This window comes from Roseicella frigidaeris (assembly GCF_003258945.1).
In the GTDB taxonomy this organism is placed as follows: domain Bacteria; phylum Pseudomonadota; class Alphaproteobacteria; order Acetobacterales; family Acetobacteraceae; genus Paracraurococcus; species Paracraurococcus frigidaeris.
The window spans coordinates 57016-79639 of sequence record NZ_QLIX01000014.1; the positions used below are offsets into that span (position 1 = coordinate 57016).

General features: G+C 72.3%; 19 protein-coding genes. 13 read left to right on the top strand and 6 right to left on the bottom strand.

Annotation, left to right across the window (positions count from 1 at the left end; all coding sequences use genetic code 11):
* Window positions 1-15: 15 nt before the first annotated feature.
* Window positions 16-1068, bottom strand: coding sequence for a TRAP transporter substrate-binding protein (locus tag DOO78_RS17210; protein WP_456309609.1), 1053 nt, complete (start codon window positions 1066-1068; stop codon window positions 16-18).
* Between the two features lie 229 nt (window positions 1069-1297).
* Here DOO78_RS17210 and DOO78_RS17215 point away from each other — a divergent pair, with 229 nt between their 5' ends.
* The 8 genes from DOO78_RS17215 to DOO78_RS17250 all read left to right on the top strand — a co-directional run bounded on the left by DOO78_RS17215 (window position 1298) and on the right by DOO78_RS17250 (window position 12365).
* Window positions 1298-3328, top strand: a complete 2031-nt coding sequence (locus DOO78_RS17215; protein WP_111471100.1) for a proton-conducting transporter transmembrane domain-containing protein — start codon at window positions 1298-1300, stop codon at window positions 3326-3328.
* The gene (locus tag DOO78_RS17220) at window positions 3329-4288 is read left to right on the top strand and encodes a respiratory chain complex I subunit 1 family protein (RefSeq protein WP_243634582.1); all 960 of its coding nucleotides are present in this window, start codon (window positions 3329-3331) and stop codon (window positions 4286-4288) included.
* Window positions 4285-4953 (top strand): hydrogenase-4 component E, encoded by a 669-nt coding sequence (locus tag DOO78_RS17225; RefSeq protein ID WP_111471101.1) that lies wholly within the window; start codon window positions 4285-4287, stop codon window positions 4951-4953. Before DOO78_RS17220 ends, DOO78_RS17225 begins: the two co-directional genes overlap by 4 nt.
* Window positions 4953-6392, top strand: a complete 1440-nt coding sequence (locus DOO78_RS17230) for a hydrogenase 4 subunit F (protein ID WP_111471102.1) — start codon at window positions 4953-4955, stop codon at window positions 6390-6392. The genes DOO78_RS17225 and DOO78_RS17230 overlap by 1 nt, the downstream gene beginning before the upstream one ends.
* Entirely contained in the window at window positions 6389-7897 is a 1509-nt protein-coding gene (locus tag DOO78_RS17235; protein WP_111471103.1) for a hydrogenase large subunit, read from the top strand. The genes DOO78_RS17230 and DOO78_RS17235 overlap by 4 nt, the downstream gene beginning before the upstream one ends.
* Entirely contained in the window at window positions 7894-8295 is a 402-nt protein-coding gene (locus DOO78_RS17240) for a glyoxalase superfamily protein (RefSeq protein WP_111471104.1), read from the top strand. Before DOO78_RS17235 ends, DOO78_RS17240 begins: the two co-directional genes overlap by 4 nt.
* Window positions 8292-8828: an NADH-quinone oxidoreductase subunit B family protein gene (locus tag DOO78_RS17245; protein WP_111471105.1), complete on the top strand. Its 537-nt coding sequence runs from the start codon at window positions 8292-8294 to the stop codon at window positions 8826-8828. The genes DOO78_RS17240 and DOO78_RS17245 overlap by 4 nt, the downstream gene beginning before the upstream one ends.
* Before the next feature lie 603 nt (window positions 8829-9431).
* On the top strand, window positions 9432-12365 hold the full coding sequence (locus tag DOO78_RS17250; RefSeq protein WP_165838946.1) for a family 16 glycosylhydrolase: 2934 nt from the start codon (window positions 9432-9434) through the stop codon (window positions 12363-12365).
* A 61-nt stretch (window positions 12366-12426) separates the two neighbouring features.
* Here the strand turns inward: DOO78_RS17250 and DOO78_RS17255 are convergent, their stop codons facing one another.
* On the bottom strand, window positions 12427-13773 hold the full coding sequence (locus DOO78_RS17255; RefSeq protein ID WP_111471107.1) for an amidase: 1347 nt from the start codon (window positions 13771-13773) through the stop codon (window positions 12427-12429).
* A gap of 67 nt (window positions 13774-13840) precedes the next feature.
* Window positions 13841-13984 (bottom strand): hypothetical protein, encoded by a 144-nt coding sequence (locus DOO78_RS27590; protein WP_165838947.1) that lies wholly within the window; start codon window positions 13982-13984, stop codon window positions 13841-13843.
* Between the two features lie 105 nt (window positions 13985-14089).
* Between DOO78_RS27590 and DOO78_RS17260 the strand changes: the two genes are divergently transcribed.
* From DOO78_RS17260 to DOO78_RS17280, 5 genes are all read left to right on the top strand, one after another.
* The gene (locus DOO78_RS17260) at window positions 14090-14830 is read left to right on the top strand and encodes a GntR family transcriptional regulator (protein ID WP_111471108.1); all 741 of its coding nucleotides are present in this window, start codon (window positions 14090-14092) and stop codon (window positions 14828-14830) included.
* The gene (locus DOO78_RS17265; RefSeq protein WP_111471109.1) at window positions 14827-15750 is read left to right on the top strand and encodes a dihydrodipicolinate synthase family protein; all 924 of its coding nucleotides are present in this window, start codon (window positions 14827-14829) and stop codon (window positions 15748-15750) included. The genes DOO78_RS17260 and DOO78_RS17265 overlap by 4 nt, the downstream gene beginning before the upstream one ends.
* A 97-nt stretch (window positions 15751-15847) precedes the next feature.
* Entirely contained in the window at window positions 15848-16843 is a 996-nt protein-coding gene (locus DOO78_RS17270) for a TRAP transporter substrate-binding protein (protein ID WP_111471110.1), read from the top strand.
* Between the two features lie 5 nt (window positions 16844-16848).
* Window positions 16849-17379, top strand: coding sequence for a TRAP transporter small permease (locus tag DOO78_RS17275; RefSeq protein WP_111471111.1), 531 nt, complete (start codon window positions 16849-16851; stop codon window positions 17377-17379).
* Window positions 17380-17426: 47 nt separating this feature from the next.
* Window positions 17427-18707, top strand: coding sequence for a TRAP transporter large permease (locus DOO78_RS17280; RefSeq protein WP_111471112.1), 1281 nt, complete (start codon window positions 17427-17429; stop codon window positions 18705-18707).
* 194 nt (window positions 18708-18901) lie between these two features.
* Here DOO78_RS17280 and DOO78_RS17285 read toward each other — a convergent pair whose 3' ends face one another.
* The 3 genes from DOO78_RS17285 to DOO78_RS17295 form a co-directional block, all read right to left on the bottom strand.
* Window positions 18902-20122, bottom strand: a complete 1221-nt coding sequence (locus DOO78_RS17285; RefSeq protein WP_165838948.1) for an MFS transporter — start codon at window positions 20120-20122, stop codon at window positions 18902-18904.
* A 47-nt stretch (window positions 20123-20169) separates the two neighbouring features.
* A complete protein-coding gene (locus tag DOO78_RS17290; RefSeq protein WP_111471114.1) occupies window positions 20170-21564 on the bottom strand; it encodes an FAD-binding oxidoreductase in 1395 nt (464 codons plus the stop codon).
* A gap of 91 nt (window positions 21565-21655) precedes the next feature.
* On the bottom strand, window positions 21656-22513 hold the full coding sequence (locus DOO78_RS17295) for a dimethylarginine dimethylaminohydrolase family protein (protein WP_111471164.1): 858 nt from the start codon (window positions 22511-22513) through the stop codon (window positions 21656-21658).
* Window positions 22514-22624: the final 111 nt, after the last annotated feature.

The window sequence follows — 22624 nt, forward strand, 5'->3', positions numbered from 1 at the left end:
TATGGACGCAGCGTCTCAGCGGCGCGGCTGCTGTTCCTGAGCGTGCATCAGATAGACGAAATTGTCGAAGGTGCTCTCGGCCACCCGGAACCACTGGTATTCGAGGTCGCGGAAGGCCTTCCAGGGCTCGTAGACCTTCTTGAAGGCGGCGTTCTTCGCCGCCGTCTCCTCGTAGAGCTCGAAGGCCGCCTTGTAGCAGGCCTGCATCACCTCGCGCGGGAAGACGCGAAGCTGCGCGCCGCCCGCCACCAGGCGGCGAAGCGCCTGCGGGTTCTGCACGTCGTACTTGGCCATGGTCTCGAGCGTCGCGTCGCGGCAGGCGCTCTCCAGCACGTCCTTGTAGACCTGCGGCAGCTCGTCGTACTTGGCCTTGGCCACGTAGAAGGAGAGGTTCAGCCCGCCTTCCCACCAGCCCGGATAGTAGTAGTAGGGCGCGACGCGGTTGAAGCCGAGCTTCTCGTCGTCATAGGGGCCGATCCATTCGGCGGCGTCGATCGTGCCCTTCTCGAGCGCCGGGTAGATGTCGCCGCCGGCGATCTGCTGCGGCACCCCGCCGAGCTTCTGCATGATGTTGCCCGCGATGCCGGCGATGCGCATCTTCAGGCCCGAAAGGTCCTGGACCGTCTTGATTTCCTTGCGGAACCAGCCGCCCATCTGCGCCCCGGTGCTGCCGCAGGGGATGGAGTGGATGTTGTAGCCGGCGAAGAATTCCTGCAGCAGCTCGCGGCCGCCGCCGGCATAGAGCCAGGCATTGATCTGCCGCGTGTTCATCCCGAAGGGGATGGTGGCGTCGAAGGCGAAGGTCGGGTCCTTGCCGACGAAGTAGTAGCTCGCCGTATGGGCGCATTCCACCGTGCCGCCCTGGACCGCATCGGCCACCTGCAGCCCCGGCACCAACTCGCCGGCCGAGAAGACGCGGATCTGGAACTTGCCGTCGGTCAGCGCCGCGACGCGCTTCCCCACATGCTCGCCCGCGCCGAAGATCGTATCGAGCGAGCGCGGGAAGGAGGAGGCGCAGCGCCACCGGACCTCCGGCAGCGCGCCCTGCGCGAGGGCAGGAGTAGCCAAGGCGGCGGTTCCGGCAAGGGCCCCGCCGGCGATGAATCCACGACGATCCATGTGTCTGTGCTGGCTCCCGCTGCGCCCGCGCCATGACGGCAAGCGGGACCGGCCTAACTAACCTCTTGTTGCGTGCTTGTTAAGAGCGGGAATCGTGCCGTTTCTGGGCCGATCCCCCCTCGCCGCAGCGGCGATGGAGGACTAAGCTCGTGGACGTGATGGCCCGCCTCCCGTTCCCGTGCTGACGCTCTTCGCGCTCTGTCTCTGGGTCCTGGTCCTGCTCGCGGCGGTGGCGGTGCCGCTCGGTCGCCATGCCAGGGCGGGGCTGGTCCTCCATGCGGGATGCCTGATCGCATCGCTCGGGTTTGTCGCCGTGGCGCTGGGCGTGCTGCTGACCGGCGAGCCGGTCGAGTCGCAGCCCCTGCCCTTCGGGCCGCCCTGGGCGCCGACCCGCCTCGGCCTCGACGGGCTGTCGGCCTGGTTCCTGCTGCTGCTCGGCATCGCCGGCAGCGCCGCCTCGCTCTTCGCCATGGATGACGGGGCCAGCGGCCACCCGCTGCCGCCGCGCGCGCTGCCGCCCTTCCCGCTCTTCCTGGCCGGCATGGCCCTGACGCTCGCCGCGACCGACGCCTTCCTGCTGCTGTTCGGCTTCGAGCTGATGTCCCTCGCCTCCTGGGCGCTGGTCGCGGCCGAGCATGAGCGGCCGGAGAACCGCGCCGCGGCGCGGCTTTATCTCGGCTTCGCGGTGCTCGCCGGCGCTTGCCTGGTGCCCGCCTTCGGGCTGCTGGCCGGCAGCGCGGGCGCGCTCGACTTCGCCGCCATGCGCGCCGCGCCGCCGGAGGGCTGGCGCGCCGCCGCGGTGCTGCTGCTCGGCCTGCTCGGCGCCGGCGCCAAGGCCGGGCTGGTGCCGCTGCATGCCTGGCTGCCGCTCGCCCATCCGGCGGCGCCCAGCCATGTCTCGGCCCTGATGTCGGGGGCGATGACCAAGATCGCGCTCTACGTGCTGGCGCGGCTGCTGCTCGATCTCTGCGGCCCGGCGCAGCCCTCCTGGTGGGGCGTGCCGCTGCTCGTGCTGGGGGCCGCCTCGGCCCTGCTCGGCGCGCTGCGCGCCAACCTCGAGGACGACGCCAAGACGCTGCTCGCCTGCTCGACCATCGAGAATGTCGGCCTCATCACCATCGGCCTCGGCCTGGCGCTGGCCTTCCGCGGCGCCGATCTCGGCCCGCTGGCGGCGCTCGCCGCCGGGGCGGCGCTGCTGCATGCGCTCAACCACGGCGTCTTCAAGACCGGCCTCTTCCTGATGGCCGGCGCGGTGCTGCACGGCGCCGGCAGCCGCCGGCTGGACCGGCTGGGCGGGCTGATCCACGCCATGCCGGTCACCGCCCTCGCGGCGCTCATCGGCGTCGCGGCCGCGGCCTCGCTGCCGCCGCTCTCGGGCTTCGCCAGCGAATGGCTGCTGCTGCAGGCGCTGCTCGCCGGCTGGCGGGTGAGCGATATCGGCTTCCAGGTGCTGGCCGCCGCCGGCGCGGCCGTCGCGGCGATGGCCGCGGCGCTCGCCGCGGCGGCCATGCTGCGGTTCTTCGGCCTCGTCTTCCTCGGCCGGCCGCGCAGCCCGCGCGGCGCCGGGGCACGCGAGGCCCCAATCTTCGAGCGCGCCGCCCTGCTGCTGCCGGCCGGGCTGACCGTGCTGCTCGGCCTGTTCCCGGGCTTCGTGCTCGGCCTCGCCGCGCCGGCGCTGCAGGGGCTCGTCGGGCCCGTCATCCGGGTGCCGGCGCGCGGCACCTGGCTGGCGGCCGGGGAGGGCGCCACCGGCTACGCGCCGCTCGTCATCGCCCTGCTGCTGGCGCTGCTGCTCGGCATCACCTGGATGTTGGTGCGCCGCCGCTCGCCGGCCGCGACCGCGCGCGGGCCGGTCTGGAATTGCGGCTTCGTCGAGCCGCCGCCGCACCTGCCCTTCGGCGATCCGCTGACCCAGCCGGGGGCGGCCGGCATCGCCCAGCCCCTCCGCCGCATGCTCGGCGAGTCCCTGCTGCGGGCCGGGGAGACGGTTGACATGCCGGCGCCGGGCGAGACGCGGCCGGGCCATTATGCCGCCGGTTTCACCGACCCTTCGGGCCCGCTGCTGCTGGCGCCGGTCGCGCGGCTGCGCGACCGCATCGCCGCCGAGGCGGACCGGCTGCGTCACCTCACCATCCGTCGCTGCCTCTCCCTCAGCTTCGCCACCCTGGTCGGGCTGCTGGCGCTGCTGGCTTGGCTGGAGGCCCGCTGAGTGCAGGTCTTCGGGGCCATCCTGACGCAGCTCCTGCACCTGCTGCTCATGCTGGCGGCGGCGCCGCTCCTGCTCGGCGTCACCCGCTGGCTGAAGGCGCGGCTGATGGGGCGGCGCGGCGCCTCGCCCCTGCAGCCCCTGCGCGACCTCGACAAGCTGCTGCGCAAGCGGCCGGTGCTGGCGGAGAACGCCTCCATCGTCTCCGAGGCGGCGCCCTATGTCGCCTTCGCCGCCTGCCTGCTCGCCGCCGCGCTGGTGCCGAGCTTCAGCCACGGCATGGCCTTCGCCCCCTTCGCCGACCTCATCCTGCTGGCCGGGCTGCTGGCGCTGGCCCGCATGGCGCTGGCGCTGGCCGGCATGGATGTGGGCACCGCCTTCGGCGGGCTGGGCGCGGCGCGGGAGATGAGCTTCGCCGCCTTCGCCGAGCCGGCGCTGCTGCTCTCGGTGCTGAACTTCACCATCCTGGCGGGCAACACCAATCTCGACCTGATCGCCGCCACCTTCCGCGACGGCGCGCTCGGCCTGCGCGTCTCGCTCGGCCTCGCCGCCATGGCCATGCTGGCGGTCGCCATCGCCGAGAATGGCCGCATCCCGGTCGACAACCCATCGACGCATCTCGAGCTCACCATGGTGCACGAGGCGATGCTGCTGGAGAGCAGCGGCCGGCACCTCGCACTCTGGGACTATGGCGCGGCGCTGCGCCTGACGCTCTGGCTCTCCCTCATCGCCGCCATCTTCGTCCCCTTCGGCGCCGCGCCGGCGGGCAGCGGGCCGCTCGCCTGGGCGATCGGCCTGCTGGCCTGGCTGCTGAAGATGGGCGTGCTCTGCCTCGCCCTGGCGTGGTTCGAGAGCGCGATCGCCAAGATGCGGGTGTTCCGGGTGCCGGAGTTCCTCGGCGCCGCGCTGCTGCTGGCCCTGCTCGGCGCGGCGCTGCTCTTCGTCAGCACGGGGCTGGCATGAGCTTCGGCCAGCTTCCCTACGACGTCTCGCACCTGCTGGGCGGCGGCATGCTGCTGCTCTCCTTCGTGCTGCTCTACCAGCGCCGCGTCGGCGCGGTGATCAACGCCCTCGCCCTGCAGGGCGGCATCCTCGCCCTCGCCGCCGCCTGGCAGGCGCTGGTGCAGGGCGCGCCGCAGCTCTACCTGACGGCGCTGATCGCCTTCGGCGCCAAGGCGGTGCTGATCCCGCTCGCGCTCCGCACCCTGCTGCGCCGGCTCGACCTGCACCGCACGGTGGAGACGGCGCTCGGCATTGGGCCGAGCCTCGTCGCCGGCGTCGCGCTGGTCGCGCTCGCCATCCTGGTGGTGCTGCCGATCACCGCCGGCAGCCGCGCCATCGCGCGGGAGGACCTGGCGCTCGCCCTCTCGGTGGTGCTGCTCGGCATGCTGATGATGATCACCCGCCGCAACGCCATCCTGCAGGTGGCGGGGCTGATGACGCTGGAGAACGGGCTGATCCTCGCCGCGGTCGGCGTCGCCGGCATGCCGCTGGTGGTCGAGCTCTCGACCGCCGCCCTGGTGATGATGCTGCTCGTCGTCGGCGGCGTCTTCGTCTTCCAGATCCGGGAGCGCTTCGACACGGTGGACACCGGCTTCCTCGAGCGGCATCGCGGGGAGGCGGAGTGATGCCGCTCTCCTGGGCCGTGGTTTTCCTGCCCTGGGCCGGGGCGCTGCTGCTCGCCCTGCTGCCGCGGGAGCGGCCGGCGGCGCTCGCCAACATCGCCGTCTCGGCGGCGAGCCTCGGCCTCGCGCTGTTCCTGCTCCGGCATCCGGGCGGCGTCGAGGGCTGGACGCATGTCGATGCGCTGAACCTGCCGCTGGTCCTGCTCTCCTTCGTCATCGGGCTCACCACCGCCATCTTCTCGCTCGGCGCGGTCGGGGCGGAGCGGTTCGATGCGCTGCGGCTGCGCGCCTACCATGTCGCCTTCCAGGTCTTCATGGGCGCGCAGGCCCTGGCGCTGCTCGCCGACAACATGGGCGTTATGTGGGTGGCGATCGAGATCGCGACGCTCGCCAGCGTGCTCATCGTCGCGGTGCACGGCACGCCGGCGGCGATCGAGGCGGCCTGGAAGCTGTTCATCCTCTGCGGCGTCGGCATCGCCCTCGCGCTCTTCGGCACCATCATCCTCTATCTCGCGGCGCAGCCCTTCGTCGGGCACGGCGATTCCGGCCTGTCCTGGACGGTGCTGCACGGGCTCGCCGAGCGCTGCGACCCCGGCGTGCTGAACCTCGCCTTTGTCTTCCTCCTCGTCGGCTACGGCACCAAGGCCGGGCTGGTGCCGCTGCATTCCTGGCTGCCGGATGCCGAGGCGGAGGGGCCGATCGCCATCTCCGCCGTGCTGTCGGGCCTGCTGCTGAACGCGGCGCTGCATGCGGTGATCCGCGCCAAGGCGGTCGTCGGGGTGCATCCCGGCGCGGTGTCGCCGGGGCCCTTCCTTATCGCCTTCGGCCTCGCCTCGCTGCTGCTCGCGGCCTTCACCCTGTGGCGGCGGCGCGACGCGCGGCGCTTCTTCGCCTGGTCGAGCATCGAGCATATGGGCCTCGCTGCCTTCGCCTTCGGGCTCGGCGGGCCCACCGCCAACCTCGCCGGGCTGCTGCACATGCTCGGCCATTCGCTCTGCAAATCCGCCGTCTTCTTCGGCGTCGGCCATGCGGCGCAGCTCAAGGGATCGCAGAAGACCGCGGCGATCGGCGGCCTCGCCGCCAGCCATCCCGGCCTCGGCTGGGGGCTGGCGCTGGCCATCGGCGCCGTCGCCGGCCTGCCGCCCTTCGCGCTCTTCGCCAGCGAATTTCTCATCGTCTCCGACGCCGCCGCCTCGCGCTGGTGGCTGATCCTGCCGCTCGGCCTCGGCCTGCTGACGGCGGCGGCGGCCAAGCTGCAGATATTGCAGGCGCTCTGCCTCGGCGAGCCGACGCCGGATGCGGCGACGGCGCCGCCGGGCTGGACGGGGCGCACCACGCTCGGCCCGATCTGGGCGCATCTCGGCCTCGCCCTGCTGCTCGGCTTTGCCCTGCCGGCGCCCTTCGCCGCCCTGCTCGCCGCCGCGGCGAGGATCCCGGGATGAGCGCCGTCGAGATCATCCGCCGCGGCGCGCCGCAGGAGTGCCGTCCCTGGCCGCGCTTCCTGCTGACCCGGCCGCAATGGGGCGCCATGGCCGAGGCCCTGGCCGCCGCGCCGGAACCGGCGCTGCTGGCGCTCTGGGCCGAGCCAGGCATGGTGCATGCCGGCTTCTGGCTGGCGGGGGAGGGGGCGATGCTGCTCGCCTCCTGCCCGGCCGCCGATGGCCGCTTCCCCGCGCTCTCGCCCGCCCGGCCGGGCGCCGTGCGCTTCGAGCGCATGCTGCACGATCTCTGGGGGCATGTCGCCGAGGGGGCGGTCGATCTCCGCCCCTGGCTGGACCATGGCCGCTGGCCCGTCACGGCGCCGCTCGCGCCGCGGCCGGAGGCGAATGCCGCGCCGGTGCCGCAGCCGGAATTCCTTGGCGTCGAGGGCGAGGGGGTGCACCAGATCCCGGTCGGGCCGGTGCATGCCGGCATCATCGAGCCGGGGCATTTCCGCTTCCATGTCCAGGGCGAGACCGTCGCGCGGCTCGAGGAGCGGCTCGGCTATGTCCATAAGGGGCTGATCGGCCTGATGCTGGGCAAGCCGCCGGCGGCGGCGGCGCGGCTCGTCGCGCGGCTCTCCGGCGACAGCACCGTCGCGCATGGCTGGGCCTTCGCGCGGGCGGTGGAGGCGGCGCTCGGCGTCACGCCGCCGCCGCGCGCCATCGCGCTGCGCGGCGTGATGGCGGAGCTGGAGCGCATCCACAACCACCTGAACGACTGGGGCTTCGTCTGCAACGACGCCGCCTTCGCCTGGCCGCATGCGCAATGCGGCGTGCTGCGCGAGGGGGTGTTGCGCGCCATTGCCGCGGCTTTCGGTCATCGGCTGATGATGGACCGGGTGGTGCCGGGCGGCGTGGCCGAGGATCTCGCGCCCGGCGGCGCGGAGGCGATCCTCGCCGCCCTCGCGCTGGTGGAGGCGGCGATCCCCGGCCTGGTCGCGGTGTATGACGGCCATGCCAGCCTGCAGGACCGGGTGGTCGGCACCGGCATCCTGCCGGCGCCGCTGGCCGCCCGCTTCGCGGCCGGCGGCTATGTCGGCCGCGCCGCGGGCCGCGGCTTCGATGCCCGCACCGCCGCGCCCTATGCGCCCTATGACGCGCTGCCGCCCGAGGTGCCGGTGCGCGAGCAGGGCGATGTCGATGCGCGGGTGCGCATCCGCGTCGCCGAGCTCGGTGAATCCCTGCGGCTGGTGCGCGCCTGGCTGGGCGACCTGCCGGCGGGCGAGCTGACCACGGCGCTGCCGCGCCGCGCCGGCGAGGGGATCGGGCTGGTCGAGGGCTTCCGGGGCGAGTGCCTGCACTGGGTGGCGCTCGACGGGGCCGGGCTGCTGCGCGCCGCCTTCCCGCGCGACCCGTCCTGGCTGCAATGGCCGCTGCTGGAGGCGGCGATCGAGGGCAACATCGTCGCCGACTTCCCGCTCTGCAACAAGAGTTTCAACTGCTCCTACAGCGGAGTGGACCTGTGACCGTCACCTTCTCTCCGCCCGTGCCGGTGCTGCGCATCTTCGACGAGGCGAAGGCGCGGGAGTTCTATGTCGGCTTCCTCGGCATGAGCTGGGACTGGGAGCATCGCTTCGCGCCGGACCTGCCGCTCTATGCCCAGGTCTCGCGCGGCGCGCTGGTGCTGCATCTCAGCGAGCATCACGGCGATGCCTGCCCGGGCGCGGCATTGCGCATCCATGTGTCGGGCGAGGGCGGGCTGGAGGCGCTGCACGCGGCGCTGGCAGCGGCCCGCTACCGCCATGCGCGGCCGGGGATCGAATCCAAGCCCTGGGGCGAGCATGCGTTCAGCGTGACCGATCCCTTCGGCAACCGGCTGACCTTCCATGCGCCGTCGCCGCCCGCCGCGGAGGACGGCGCATGACGCTCTGGCCGCGCCTCGCCCGCAACCTGGCCCGTCGGCCGTTGACCGATCCGCCGCCCACCGTCTCGTCCGAGGTCGTGCAGGCGCTGGCCCAGCGGCTTGAGGAGAGTGCCCAGACGCGGCTCGGCCGCAGCCTGGCGATCCGCCAGGTGGATGCCGGAAGCTGCAATGCCTGCGAGCTGGAGATCAACGCCCTCGGCAATGTCCTCTACGACCTGGAGCGCTTCGGGCTGCGTTTCGTCGCCTCGCCCCGCCATGCCGATGTGCTGCTGGTGACCGGGCCGCTGAGCCGCAACATGAAGGAGGCGCTGCTGCGCACCCGCGCCTGCACGCCCGATCCCTGCTGGGTGGTGGCGGTCGGCGACTGCGCGGTGGATGGCGGCCTGTTCAAGGACAGCTATGCGGTGGAGGGCGGCGTCGCCGCGGCCCTGCCGGTGGATCTGATCATCCCTGGCTGCCCGCCGACCCCGACGCGCCTGCTGGAGGGCTTGCTGGCCCTTCTGGAGGCGCAGGGCCCGCCATCGCGCAGCTAAAAAAACGGGCCGGCCGGACGAATCCAGCCGGCCCGTTGGCGGCCCGGAGGCCACCAGTCTGGCGACGGCTTGCCGGGAAATAGCCGCCGCCGAACGCCGTCCGTCCGAACCCCGAGGGGCTTCAGGACGACATGCGCAAGATCGCCCAACCCGTCTCAACGGGAGATGTGAGGCTGCTTACAATCGAGCAATGCGTCCCGCGGGCCCGTCCCGCCAGGGGCCTCGCCATGGCGGCCGGCTGCGGGCGCGGCGGCCCGGATGGCGCGGCAGCGCGGGCGGCGAGGGGTCCGGCCCATGGCCGGCCCTGCCACCGGCCGGTCCGACCTTCTCCGCCGGGGCCGCGCCTGGTCGGTCCAGCTCCAGAGCCGGGACCGTAAGGGCGAAACAGGGCGCGACAGACCTTCTGCTGTTCAGGATGTTACAACTCATCGTTGTGAACACGAACTGTATTGCCAGCATAAGGTGTCCAGGCCGTTATGAACGAAACAAAACGGGAGAGCCCGCCTGGCCCATCGGGGGGCAGTGGGGCTTACCGCTCGGGGTGACGTTATGGCGGACGCCAATATCAGCGTGGCTGACGCGGCTCTTCTGACGGCCTTGGCCTTGCCGCGGACCGGGACGCCGACGCAGTGGATCATCGGCGGGCAGGAGGCGCTCCTCGTCACCGGAAGCCCGGCCGATGACGGGCTGGCCGGGCCCGACACCGGCGCCCGCCTCACGCTCGAGGGCGGCGCCGGCGACGACACCTATCAGGTCGGCAACCACTATGACTTCGTCCATGAGGTGGTCGATGAGGGAATCGATACGGTCATTTCAACGGCCGATGCCTTCACGCTGCCGGAGGCTGTCGAGAACCTGATCGTCCAGGCCGATCGCGGCTATGGCGGCGGCAACGAGCTCAACAACCGGATCGAGGGCGGGGACTACGCGCAGATCCTGAACGGCGGCGGCGGCACCGACCTGCTGACGGGCGGCGGCGGCGCCGATGTCTTCCAGCTCCTGGCCGGCGGCGGCTGGGACGTGATCACCGATTTCGAGACCGGCACCGACCGCCTGCACCTTGCCGCCTTCGACGGCTTCGCCACCGCTGCGGCCGTCCTCGCCGCCCTGCGGCAGAACGGCGAGACCGTGGAGCTCGATCTCGGCGGCGGGCAGGGCATCACCTTCCTGAACCGGAGCGTCGCCGACTTCTCCGCAGGCGACTTCCTGCTGCCGGCCGATCCGGTCGCGATGACGCTCACCTTCGCCGAGGAATTCGATAGCTTCGTCTGGTCGGTGGATGGCAGCGAAGGCTGGCGGACCACCTATACCGGCGGCGACAGGGCCTATCCGGGCAACGGCGACAAGCAGTATTTCACCGACGCCACGCTCGGCCAGTCGCCCTTCCGCCTCGAGGACGGCGCCCTCGTCATCACCGCCTCGCCCGGCGAGAATGCGCTGGACCTCCCCTATAATTCCGGGCTGATCACCAGCCAGGGATCCTTCAGCCAGCTCTACGGGTATTTCGAGGCGCGGATCGACATCCCGGATGGCACGGGCTGGTGGCCCGCCTTCTGGATGCTGCCGGCGACCGGCGGCTGGCCGCCGGAGCTCGATATCCTGGAGAGCTTCGGCACCGGGGACCCGACCGCCCAGGTCACCGCCCATACCAGCAACGGCGCGACGCGCAGCTCGGTCAGCATCCCGGTCGCCTTCCCGGACATCGCCTCGGGCTACCACACCTATGCGGTGAGCTGGCTGCCGGACGAGATCCGCTGGTATATCGACGGCGTCGAGGTGGCCAGCACCCTGACGCCTGCGGACATGCAGGTCCCGATGTACATGCTGCTCAACCTCGCCGTCAGCGATGCGACGGCGGCGGCCGGGGCCAGCGCCGACATGTCCATCGACTATGTCCGGGCCTATTCCTACTCGGCCGAGACCATCGCCGCGCATGTCGATACCAGCGACACGCTGGTCAGCGCGGTGAGCGCCGTGCTGCCGGATGGCCTGCACACGCTGATGCTGACCGGAACCGGGACGCTGACCGGCACCGGCAATGCGCTCGACAACCGGCTGGTGGCGAAGGCGGGGCACGCGGCGCTGTTCGGGCTGGCCGGCGACGACTACCTCATCGGCAGCACCGGCGACGACACCCTCGATGGCGGCCTCGGCAAGGACCGGATGCTGGGCGGCCTGGGCGATGACAGCTATGTCGTCGACAACCTCAGCGACCGGGTGGTCGAGCTGGCCGGGCAGGGCACCGATACGGTCAGCAGCTCGATCGGCTACACGTTGGGCGCCAATCTCGAGAACCTGGTGCTGACGGGCAGCGCGGCGCTTGGCGGCGCCGGCAACGAGCTGGCGAACCGGATCACCGCCAATGCCGCCGGATCGCGCCTCTACGGCTATGGCGGCGAGGACACGCTGGTCGGCGGCGCGGGCAACGACCAGCTCGATGGCGGCAGCGGCGTCGATCTGATGATCGGCGGGTTCGGCGACGATACCTATTTCGTCGACGATGCGCGCGACGTGGTGATCGAGCTCGCCAATCAGGGCGGCGATCTCGTCCGCAGCGCCATCACCTACACGCTGGGCGCCAATCTGGAGAAGCTCATCCTCACCGGCACCGCCGATCTCGACGGCACCGGCAACGAGCTGGCCAACCGCATCTTCGGCAATGCCGGCGCCAACCGCCTCGATGGCGGCGCCGGCGACGATTATCTCGATGGCGGCGCGGGCGACGACACCATGACCGGAGGCACCGGCAACGACACCTATATCGTCGATGCCCTCGGCGACCGGGTGGTCGAGCTGGCCGGGCAGGGCACCGACACGGTGAGCAGCTCGATCGGCTACACGCTGGGCGCCAATCTCGAGAACCTGGTGCTGACCGGCACGGCGGTGATCGGCGGCGCCGGCAACGAGCTGGCGAACCGCCTCACCGCCAATGCCGCCGGCTCGCGCCTCTACGGCTATGGCGGCAACGACACGCTGGTCGGCGGCGCGGGCAGCGACCAGCTCGATGGCGGCAGCGGCGCCGATACCATGAGCGGCGGTGCCGGGGATGACAGCTACACCGTCGACGATGCGCGCGACCTGGTGGTCGAGCTTGCCGACCAGGGCATGGATGTCGTCCGCAGCAGCATCAGCTACACGCTGGGCGCCAATCTGGAGAAGCTCATCCTCACCGGCACCGCCAATCTCGACGGCACCGGCAATGCGCTGGCCAACCGCATCTTCGGCAATGCCGGCGCCAATCGCCTCGATGGCGGCGCCGGGGATGACTGGATCGAGGGCGGGGCGGGCAGCGACACCCTGACCGGCGGCGCGGGGGCCGATCTCTTCGTCCTGGCCCCCGGCTGCGGCAATGTCGTGGTCACCGATTTCGGCGCCGGCGCCGACCGGCTGGTGCTCTCGGCCTTCCATGCCGAACTGCCCGGGATGAGCGTGACCCAGGCCGGCGCGAACACCGTGCTGCATTTCGCGGCGGGCGAATCGATCACCCTGCTCGGCGTCGCCTCGGTCACGCTCTGGGGCGACTACGTCCTGGCCTGATGGCGGGCGCAGGAAGGTGAAGCCTTCCTGTGCCCAGTAGGAGCCCCCGCGGGGCGGCGGCTCACGCCGCCAGCGCCGTCTCCACCGCCTGCGCCACCGCGAGGAGATGGGCATCGCCCATCGTCTCGCCGGTGAGCATCAGCCCGACCGGCGCCTCGCCGGGGCGATGGATCGGCAGGCTGATGCTGCAGCGGTCGAGGAAATTGCCGACCGCGGTGTTGCGCAGCAGAAGGAGGTTGAGGCGGTTGTAGCCCGCCTCCGGCTCGACATCGGCAAGGCTCGGCGGCGCGATCGGGCAGGTCGGCGTCACCAGCGCGTCGAAGGGGGCGGTGCGGCGGGCGATGGCCGCGATCAGCCGGGCGCGATGGCCCACAAGCTCGATGTAGTCGGCCGCCGACATGCGCTCGCCGCGCCGGATGCGGGCGAGGATGCGCGGGTCGTAGGCGTTGCCGCGCTCGGCGATCAGCTTGCGGTGCCAGGCCCAGGCCTCGCTGGCGGCGAAGCCGCCGGTCGCGTTCACCACCGGCAACTCGGCGAGCTCGGGGATATCGAGCATCTCGATGCGCGCGCCCGCCGTCGCCAGCCGGGCCAGGGCGCGCTGGAAGGCATGGCTGACGGTGCGGTCCATCTCCTCGGTGAGGAAGGTGCCGCGGGGCAGCGCCAGGCGCAGCCCGGCGACGGGGCGCTGCGGCAGGGGCTGCGGCCGCTCCTCGCCACTGATCACCGCATCCAGCAGGGCGCAGCAGGCCACGCTGCGGGCGAGCGGCCCCACCGAATCGAGGCTCGGCGCCAGGGGCAGCACCCCGGCGATGGGCACTCGCCGCGCCGTCGGCTTGAAGCCGACCACGCCGCACATCGCCGCCGGCACCCGGCAGGAGCCGCCGGTATCCGTGCCGAGGCCGCCGAAGCCCATATGGTCGGCCGCCGCCACCGCCGCGCCGGCGGAGGAGCCGCCGGGAATATGCCCGGTCGCCCGGTCCCAGGGGCTGAGCGGCGTGCCGTGATGCGGGTTCACGCCGAGGCCGGAGAAGGCGAACTCCGTCATGTTGGTGCGGCCGATCACCACGAAGCCCAGGCGCCGCAGCCGCGCGACCGCCGGCGCATCCGCCGCGGCCGGCGGCGCGTCCCGCAGCACGGCGGAGCCGGCGGGGGTGGGGTGGCCCGCCTCGTCGAACAGGTCCTTCACCGTGACCGGGATGCCGGCCCAGGGGCTCGGGGCGCGGCCGGCATGGCGCAGCGCGTCGAGGGCGCGCGCCTCGGCGCGGGCGGCCTCGGCATGCACGGCGGTGAAGGCGCGCTTTCCCTCGCCTGACGGATCGGCGATGCGGTTGAGCGCGGCATCGACCAGGCTGGCGGCGGAGAGGCGGCCGCTGGCAAGGGCGGCGGCGGCGTCGGCGATGTGCTGCATGGGCGGATGCTGGCGCCGCCGCGCCAGGCCGGCAAGCCGGCACGCCCCTGGCGGTTCCGGCGGCGGGTCAGCGCTCCGCTTGGTTGTCGTTGATGGGGGGGTACTGCCGGATCTGGTCGAGGGCGACGGGGAACATCACCACGCCGAACATCCAGCCCTCCCACAGGATGAAGCCGTCCTCTCCATCCATCTCGTCCATATCCTCGGCCATGGTGGCCTCCACTCTGCCCCAGCGGCTTTAGCCAATCCCGGACACAGGGGTTTCGCACGACGGCGTGGGTTTCTTCACATCCTGCCATCTGCTATGGCAGAGGCCATGAGCGCCGCCGCACCGCATCCGGTCGAAAGGCTGGCCGAGGAGGACACGCTCTCGCTCGCCGAGCGCGCCTATCGCCGGCTGCGCGACGCCATCGTCCAGGGAACCCTCGCCTCCGGCAGCCGCGTCTCCGAGCGCAGCCTGGCGCAGGCGCTGGGCATCTCCGCCCAGCCGGTGCGGGAGGCGCTGCGGCGCCTCGAACAGGACGGCATGGTCATCACCCTGCCCCGCCGCGGCACCGTGGTCGCCGAGTTCGGCCCGGCGCGGCAGGCCGAGATGGGACGGATTCGCGCCGCGCTGGAGGGCGCCGCGGCGGCGCTGGCGGCGGAGCGCGCGGATGCCGCGGCACTGGCCGCGCTGGCGACCCAGCTGGCGGCGATGCGGGCGGCGACCGAGGCCGGGCGGCCGGAGCGCGTCTCGGAGGCGAATGAGCGGTTCCACGCCCTGATCCATGCGGCAACGGACAACGTCTTCCTCATCCGCTCCCTCGCCGCGCTGCGTGCCTATGACCATTTCGGGCGCGTCCGTGCCCTGAACGCCACGCCCGAGGAATTGCCGCGGGCGCTCGCCGAGCATGCCGGCATCCTCGCCGCCCTGCAGGCGCGCGATCCCGAGACGGCCGAGGCGCGCATGCGGGCGCATGTCCTGCGCTCGCTCGAGGTCGGCGGATTGCTGCCGCACGGCCTGAAGACCCAAGGCCTGAAGACCCCAGGCCCGAAGACGAGGACGCCGCCCGTATGACCCTCCCGCCCGACCGGCTGCGCGCCGCGCTGACCGGCATCTCCGGCATCCTCGTCACGCCGATGGATGCCGAGGACCGCCTCGCGCCGGCCCGCCTCGCGCCCATCATCGCCCGCGCCGCGGCCGCCGGCGTCGATGCGCTGACGATCAACGGCAATACCGGCGAGTTCTACGGCCTCAGCTATGCCGAGGCGGAGCGGATGCAGGCCGAGGTGCCGGCGCTGGTCGGCCGCCGGGCCGCGGTGGTCGCCGGGGTCGGCCGCAGCCTCGGCGAGGCCTGCGCCCTGGCGCGGCGCGCCCGGGCCGATGGCGCCGACGCCGTCATGGTGCACCAGCCGCCCGATCCCTTCGTCGCGCCGCGCGGCGTCGTCGCCTATGTCGCGACGATCGCCGAGGCGGCCGGTCTGCCGGTCGTGCTCTATCTTCGCAACGATGGCCTCGGCCTGCCGGCGATCGAGGCGCTGACGCGGATCCCGGGCGTGGTCGGGGTGAAATGGGCGACGCCGAACCTCATGGTGCTGGCGCAGGCGATCCGCCGCGCCGGGCCGGAGGTGTCCTTCATCTGCGGCCTCGCCGAGCCCTGGGCGCCGCCGATGACCGCGCTCGGCGCGCAGGGCTTCACCTCGGGCCTGATCAACCTGCTGCCGGAGCGGTCCGTCGCCATCCTGGCCGCCTTGCGCAAGGGCGATTTCGCCGCGGCCAATGCCGGGATCGCCGCCATCCAGGGCTTCGAGGCGCTGCGGGCGGAGGAGCAGAACGGCGCCAATGTCGCCGTGGTGAAGGCGGCGCTCGCCCTCTCCGGCATCGATGTCGGGGCGGCGCGGCCGCCGGCGGCCTGGCCGCTGCCGCCCGGCTCGGCGGCCGCCTTGCGCGACCTCCTGGCCGGCTGGGGCCTGCTCCGGCGCGACGCCGCCGCATGACGTGAATGCCTGTTTCGAAAGGCTCTGCTATCTGATATAGCAGATGCTCGGATCCGGCGTGGCGGAAGACCATCCCGGCCGAGGAGGAAAAGGTCCGATGACGATCACCGCATCCCGCCGGGCCCTGCTCGGCGCCGCGCTCGCCACCCCGTTGGCCGCGCCCTTCCTGGCCAACCGCGCCGCGGCGGCCGGCATCACGCTCCGCGCCGCCGACATCCACCCCGATGGCTATCCCACCATCGAGGGCGTCAAGCTGATGGGCCGGCTGGTGGAGGAGCGCACCGAGGGGCGCATCAAGATCCAGATGTTCCATTCCCGCCAGCTCGGCGAGGAGAAGGACACGCTGGAGCAGACCCGCTTCGGCGTCATCGACTTCACCCGCGTCAACACCGCGCCGCTGAACAACCTGGTCCCCGCCACGCTGGTGGTGGGCCTGCCCTTCCTGTTCCGCGACACCGCCCATATGCAGGCGGTGATGGACGGGCCGATCGGCGAGGATATCGGCAAGGACACCGCCTCGCACGGGCTGGTGACGCTCGCCTACTACGACAGCGGCGCGCGCTGCTTCTACACCAGGCCCCGCGCGGTGGCCGAGCCGGAGGCGCTGAAGGGGCTGAAGGTCCGCGTGCAGCAGAGCGACATGTGGGTGGCGCTGATGCGCGCCTTCGGCGCCAACGCCACGCCGCTGCCCTTCGGCGAGGTCTATTCCGCCATCCAGACCGGCGTGGTGGACGGCGCCGAGAACAACGTGCCCACCTACTACACCTCCCGCCATTTCGAGGTGGCGAAGTACTACACCAAGACCGAGCACAGCCTCTCGCCCGAGATCCTGGCGATGAGCAAGCGCAGCTACGACAAGCTGGCGAAGCCCGACCAGGAGATCATCCGCCAGGCCGCGAAGGAGAGCGTGCCGCATATGCGCAAGCTCTGGGTGGCGATGGAGGAGGAGGCGCTGGCCAAGGTGGTCGCCGGCGGCGCGCAGATCGTCGAGGCGGACAAGGCGGCCTATGCCAGGCTGGTGCAGCCGGTCTACGACCAGTTCGTCAAGGACGCGAAGCTGAAGGCGCTGGTCGAGCGCATCCGGGCGGCCTGAGCGCCATGCAGGCGCTGCATCGCCGCCTCGGCGGCGCGCTCGCCCTGGTGGCGCGCGGCGCCATCCTCCTCTCCGGCGTGGCGATGGTGGCCATGGTGCTCATCGTCGCCTGGGGGGTCTTCGGCCGTTTCGTGCTGAACGACACGCCGGCCTGGGCCGAGGCCTCGGCGCTGCTGCTGCTCGGCTGGGTGATCCTCGGCGCCGCCGCGGTCGGGGTGCGCGAGGGCTTCCATATGGGCTTCGACACGCTGCGCGAGGCGCTGCCGGCGCCGGTGGCGCGGCTGTTCCGGGTGCTGTCGGACCTCGCCGTCACCCTCTTCGGCGCGGCGATGGCCTGGTATGGCGGCGACCTGGCGCTCGAGGTCTGGGACGCGACGCTGCCGACCCTCGGCCTGCCGGGCACGGTGGAATACCTGCCGCTCGCGCTCGGCGGGCTGCTCATCGCCCTGTTCGGGCTGGAGCGGCTGCTGGCGCATGCCGTCACCGGCCAGGCACCGGCCGGAATGCCGGAGCACACGATCCTCACCGACGCCTGAGGCGGCCCGCCGGGCATCCCGGCCCCGCCAGCCAGAAGGACGCCTCCGTGGAACTCACCGTCCTGCTCGGCGGCTTCGCGCTGCTGCTGCTGATCGGCACGCCGGTCGCCTTCGCGCTCGGCGCCGCGACCCTTGCCACCGTGCTCTACATGGACCTGCCGCCGGTGGTGGTGTTCCAGCAGCTCGCCTCCGGCATGAACGTCTTCTCCATGCTGGCCATCCCCTTCTTCGTCTTCGCCGGCGACCTGATGCTGCGCGGCCAGATCGCCGACCGGCTGGTGGCGCTGGCGGCGGCGATGGTGGGGCATCTGCGCGGCGGGCTGGGGCAGGTGAACATCCTCGCCGCGACGCTGTTCGGCGGCGTCTCCGGCTCGGCGGTCGCCGATGCCAGCGCGGTCGGCGGCGTCATGATCCCGCAGATGAAGGCGCGCGGCTATGCGCCGGACTATGCGGTGAACATCACGGCGAATGCGGCGCTGATCGACCTGCTGATCCCGCCCAGCCACAACATGATTCTCTACGTCATCGCTGCCGGCGGAGCGATCAGCGTCGCCGACCTCTTCACCGCCGGCATCATCCCCGGCCTCGTCATGATGCTGGCGCTGATGGTGGTCGCCTGGCTGGTCGCCATCCGCCGCGGCTATCCGCGCGAGGCCTTCCCGGGCTGGGCGGCGCTGCTGCGGCTCGCCATCGGCGCCCTGCCGGGGCTGATGCTGATCGTCATCATCTTCGCCGGCGTCCGCAGCGGCATCTTCACCGCGACCGAGAGCGCCTGCGTCGCGGTGATCTACGCCCTGCTCGTCACCCTGCTGGTCTATCGCAGCCTGGGCTGGGAGGGGTTCCGGGAGGCGGTGGGCGGGGCGGTGCGCACCACCGGCATGGTCATGCTCATCATCGGCACGGCGACCGCCTTCGGCTGGCTGATGGCGCTGTTGCAGGTGCCGGCGCAGACCGTCGCCGTCATGCGCGGCATCACCGAGGACCCGATCCTCACCCTGCTGCTGATCAACGTCATCCTGCTGGTGCTCGGCACCTTCATGGACATGGCGCCGCTGATCATGATCGGCACGCCGATCTTCCTGCCGGTGGTGAAGGCGCTGGGGATGGACCCGGTGCAGTTCGGCGTGGTGCTGATCGTCAATCTCGGCATCGGGCTGATCACCCCGCCGGTCGGCCCGGCGCTCTTCGTCGCCTGCGCCGTCGGCAAGGTCTCGATGTGGGATGCGACCAAGACCAGCGGGCCCTTCTACCTCGCCATGCTGGTGGTGCTGGGGCTGGTCACCTACATCCCCGCCCTGTCGCTCTGGCTGCCCCGGCTCTTCCACTGAGATCGAGCGCGGGACGGTTGCACCGTCCTGCCCCTCAAGCGCCGGGTGCAACCCTCCGGTTTGCCGGGGCCTTCGCGCCGTCAGGCGCGCCTGACGGCGCGACGCGCGGCGCCCATTCGGGCGCTCGGCCCTGCGGGTCGCAGGTCGGAACCTCGTGCGCTTGCTATGAGCCGCCCGGGGCGGCCGCGGTCGTCTCAGCGCCCCGTCCGCCGCAGCCAGAGATAGCCGAGCGCGCAGACCGCCAGCGCCACCGCGAAGCTCGAGAGCGCCGCGCCGATGCCGCCCCAGCGCGCGGCGAGGCCGGAGACCGCCTGCAGCACCGCCGCGCCGCCGAAGAAGGCGACGTTGTTGGCCGAGAGGGCGCGGCCGGTCTGCTCCGGCGGCACCGCCGCCCGCACCTGGGCGAAGACCAGGATTTGGAAGGAGATGACCAGGCCGAAGACCACCATGACGGCGGCGTCGAAGCCGGCGGGCAGGGCCGGGACGCCGAGCAGGGCCGAGAGCCAGCCGCCGGGCCCGCCCGCCGGCAGCAGCAGGATCAGCCCGGCGACCGCCAGGTGGCTGCCGGCCAGCAGCAGCACCGGCCGCCCGACCAGCCGCTGCACCACGCCGGCCAGCGCCGGCCCGATGACGAGGGCGGCCGCCACCAGCAGCAGCACATTGCCCGCCTGCACCCGGCTGAGCCCCTTCGCCTCCATCAGCCAGGGCCCGCCCCAGAGGCCGCGCACCCCGAGCACGGCGGCGAAGCTGGCGAAGGCGATCACCATCAGCGCCCGCAGCCGCGGCGAGGCGGCGATCGCCAGGATCTCCCGCGCATCCTGCCAGAGCGAGCGCCGGGCGGAGCGCGGCGGCGGCGCCGGCTGCACGGTGAGCGCGACGGCGAGGAAGGCGAGCAGCGCCAGCCCGCCCGAGGCCCAGAAGCCGGCGCGCCAGCCCTGCCATTCCACCAGCAGGGCGAGCGGCGAGGCGCTGAGCAGCATGCCGGAATTGCCGAAGGCCTGGATGATGCCGGACCAGAGGGCGAAGCGGTGGCCGTCCATGGCCCGCGCTGCATAGGTCATCGGGCACATCAGCGCGCCGGAGCAGCCGATGCCGAGCACGCATTGCGCGACCAGCAGGCCGAGCGGCCCGGTGGCGAAGGCGGCGATGGCGCAGCCCAGGGCGCCGATGCCGAGCAGCACCAGCGCGGTGCGCCGCACCCCCCAGCGGTCGAGCCCGATGCCGACCGGCAGCATGGCCAGCGCGAAGGCGGCCGGGAAGGCGCCGGTCAGCGCCGCCAGGCTTTCCGGCGTGAGGCCGAGATCGCGCGAGAGCACGTCGGCGGCGATCGCCGGCAGGGTGCGCACGGCGTTGGAGAAGACATGGCCCAGCGTGAGCGCCAGGATCGGCAGCTCGGGGCCGCGTGGTCGCGGCACGTTTCCCCCTTGGTCTTGCCTGTGGGCGCGGCCGGGACCGCGCCGCCTCAGTTCCGGAACATCTTGCCCGGGTTGAGGATGCCCTTCGGGTCGAGCGCGGCCTTGACGCTGCGCATCACCGCCAGCGCCTCGGCGCCATGCTCGACCTCGAGGAATTCCCGCTTGCCGATGCCGACGCCATGCTCGCCCGAGCAGGTGCCGCCGAGCGCGAGGCCGCGGGCGACGATCTTCCGGTCCAGCTCCCAGGCCTTGTCCAGGCCCTGCGGGTCGTTCGGGTCGAAGAGGATGATCTGGTGGAAATTGCCGTCGCCGACATGGCCGACGATGCAGGTGGTGAAGCCGGCCTCGATCGCATCCTGCTTGGCGCCGAGGATGGCATCGGCCAGCTTCGAGATCGGCACGCAGACATCGGTGGTGATGCCGCGGAAGCCGGGCTTCAGCGCCATGCCCGCCCAATAGGCGTCGTGCCGCGCCTGCCAGAGGCGGTTGCGCGTCTCGGTATCCGTCGCCCAGGTGAAGCCCTCGCCGCCGAAATCGGCGGCGATCGCCTGCACCGCCTCGGCCTGCTCGGCCACCGCGGCGGCGGTGCCGTGGAATTCGAGGAACAGGGTCGGCGTGTTGCGGAAGCCTTCCAGCTTCGAATAGCGGATGCAGGCCTCCATCTGGTCGGCATCGAGCAGCTCGATGCGGGCGACCGGGATGCCGGACTGCATGGTGACGATGGTGGTGTTCACCGCCGCGGCGAGGTCGGGGAACTGGCAGACCGCGGCGCTCATCGCCTCCGGAATGCCGTGCAGGCGCAGCCGGATCCTGGTGATGACGCCGAGCGTGCCCTCCGAGCCGATGAAGAGCCGCGTCAGGTCGTAGCCATTGGCGCCCTTGCGCGCCCGCCCGCCGGTCTGGATCACCCGCCCATCGGCCAGCACCACCTCGAGGCCGAGGACGTTCTCGCGGATCGTGCCGTAGCGCACCGCATTGGTGCCCGAGGCCCGCGTCGCGCACATGCCGCCGATGGTGCAGACGCTGCCCGGATCGACCGGGAAGAACATGCCCTGGTCGCGCAGGAAGTCGTTGAGCTGCTGCCGCGTCACCCCCGGCTCGATCAGGCAGTCCATGTCCTCGGCATTGACCTCCAGCACCCGGGTCATGCGCGAGAGGTCGAGCGAGATGCCGCGCCGCACCGGGTTGACATGCCCCTCGAGGCTGGTGCCGGCGCCGAAGGCGACGACCGGCACCTCGTGATGGTGGCAGAGGGTGAGGATGCGGCTCACCTCCTCCGTGCTCTCCACGAAGGCGACGGCGTCGGGCAGGGTCGGCGGGGTCTGGTCCTCGCCGCGGGCATGCTGCTCGCGCACCGCCTGGGCGGTGGAGAGGCGGTCGCCGAGGAATTCGCGCAGGGCGGCGATGACGGCGTCGACGGGACGGGGAGCGATCGTGTTCATGGCGGTTCCTCGCGCTCGCCCCCGGGTAGCATGCCGGGCGGGCGCGGGAAATGCCGGCGGGCGCGGCCCGGCCCTGCCGGCCGCGCCGGTCTCACCCCTCCCGCGCCAGCGGGCAGGTGAGGCAATGCGGCCCGCCGCCGCCGGCGGTGAAGAGCGAGAGCGGCGGGTCCAGCACGGTGAGCCCCTCGGCCCGCAGCGCGGCGTTGAGGTCGCGGCTCTCGGCGGCGGAGATCACCCGGTCCCCGCCCAGGGCGAGGATGTTGCAGCCGAGGCGCATGGTCTCCCGATAGGGGACGGGCAGGCAGCGGATGCCGCGCGCCCGGAGCCAGTCCGTGAACGCCTCCGGCAGCGCCTCCAGGCAGGCGGCGGCGAGGCCGGGCGCGGCCATGCAGAACAGCACGTCGAGATGCAGGAAATGCTCGTCGAAGGGCTCGACCCGCACCTCCCAGCCCTCGGCGCGGAGCCAGGCGGCGAGCTGCTCCGCCCCGGCCAGGTCGGTGCGGCCGCCGCTGGCGCCGATCACGGCGAGGCCGGGGCGGAGGATATGGACGTCGCCACCCTCCAGGGTGCCGGCCGAGCTCTTGCGCCAGAAGCGGGCGCCCTGCGCCGCGTGCCAGTCCAGCAGCGGGGCGTATTCGCCGCGGCGCTGCGGCCGCTCGAGCTGGCAGAGCACCGGCCCGCGATGCGTCACCACCACGCTGTCGCGGGTATAGGCCATGTAGGGCAGATGCGGCTCGGGCGGCAGGCGGTGCACCCGGGCGCCGGCCTGCTCCAGCGCCGCGACCAGCTCGCCATGCTGCGCCTGCAGTCCCTGCGGGTCCGGCTGCTGCCCGGACGCCAGGGTGCGGCGGACGATCGTGTTGCTCGGGATCCAGCGATAGTGGTCGGGCGGGCAGACCAGCACCTCGGCGAGGCGCCCGGTCTCCGAGGCGACGGTCCAGCCTGGCATGGCGGCAGGGTGCCGGGGCCGGCGCCCCGCGTCCAGCCCGGCGGGCACCCCATCCAGGGCTTCCGGCTGGCGGTTCACGAACCCGCCATCCCCTCCTAAAGCCGGAAACCG

Coding starts and splice junctions, on each gene's coding strand:
- DOO78_RS17260 (WP_111471108.1), top strand. CDS start 14,090: ATGAGCGCCGCCGCACCGCATCCGGTCGAAAGGCTGGCCGAGGAGGAC.
- DOO78_RS17235 (WP_111471103.1), top strand. CDS start 6,389: ATGAGCGCCGTCGAGATCATCCGCCGCGGCGCGCCGCAGGAGTGCCGT.
- DOO78_RS17295 (WP_111471164.1), bottom strand. CDS start 22,513: ATGCCAGGCTGGACCGTCGCCTCGGAGACCGGGCGCCTCGCCGAGGTG.
- DOO78_RS17245 (WP_111471105.1), top strand. CDS start 8,292: ATGACGCTCTGGCCGCGCCTCGCCCGCAACCTGGCCCGTCGGCCGTTG.
- DOO78_RS17230 (WP_111471102.1), top strand. CDS start 4,953: ATGCCGCTCTCCTGGGCCGTGGTTTTCCTGCCCTGGGCCGGGGCGCTG.
- DOO78_RS17290 (WP_111471114.1), bottom strand. CDS start 21,564: ATGAACACGATCGCTCCCCGTCCCGTCGACGCCGTCATCGCCGCCCTG.
- DOO78_RS17255 (WP_111471107.1), bottom strand. CDS start 13,773: ATGCAGCACATCGCCGACGCCGCCGCCGCCCTTGCCAGCGGCCGCCTC.
- DOO78_RS27590 (WP_165838947.1), bottom strand. CDS start 13,984: ATGGCCGAGGATATGGACGAGATGGATGGAGAGGACGGCTTCATCCTG.
- DOO78_RS17275 (WP_111471111.1), top strand. CDS start 16,849: ATGCAGGCGCTGCATCGCCGCCTCGGCGGCGCGCTCGCCCTGGTGGCG.
- DOO78_RS17265 (WP_111471109.1), top strand. CDS start 14,827: ATGACCCTCCCGCCCGACCGGCTGCGCGCCGCGCTGACCGGCATCTCC.
- DOO78_RS17225 (WP_111471101.1), top strand. CDS start 4,285: ATGAGCTTCGGCCAGCTTCCCTACGACGTCTCGCACCTGCTGGGCGGC.
- DOO78_RS17270 (WP_111471110.1), top strand. CDS start 15,848: ATGACGATCACCGCATCCCGCCGGGCCCTGCTCGGCGCCGCGCTCGCC.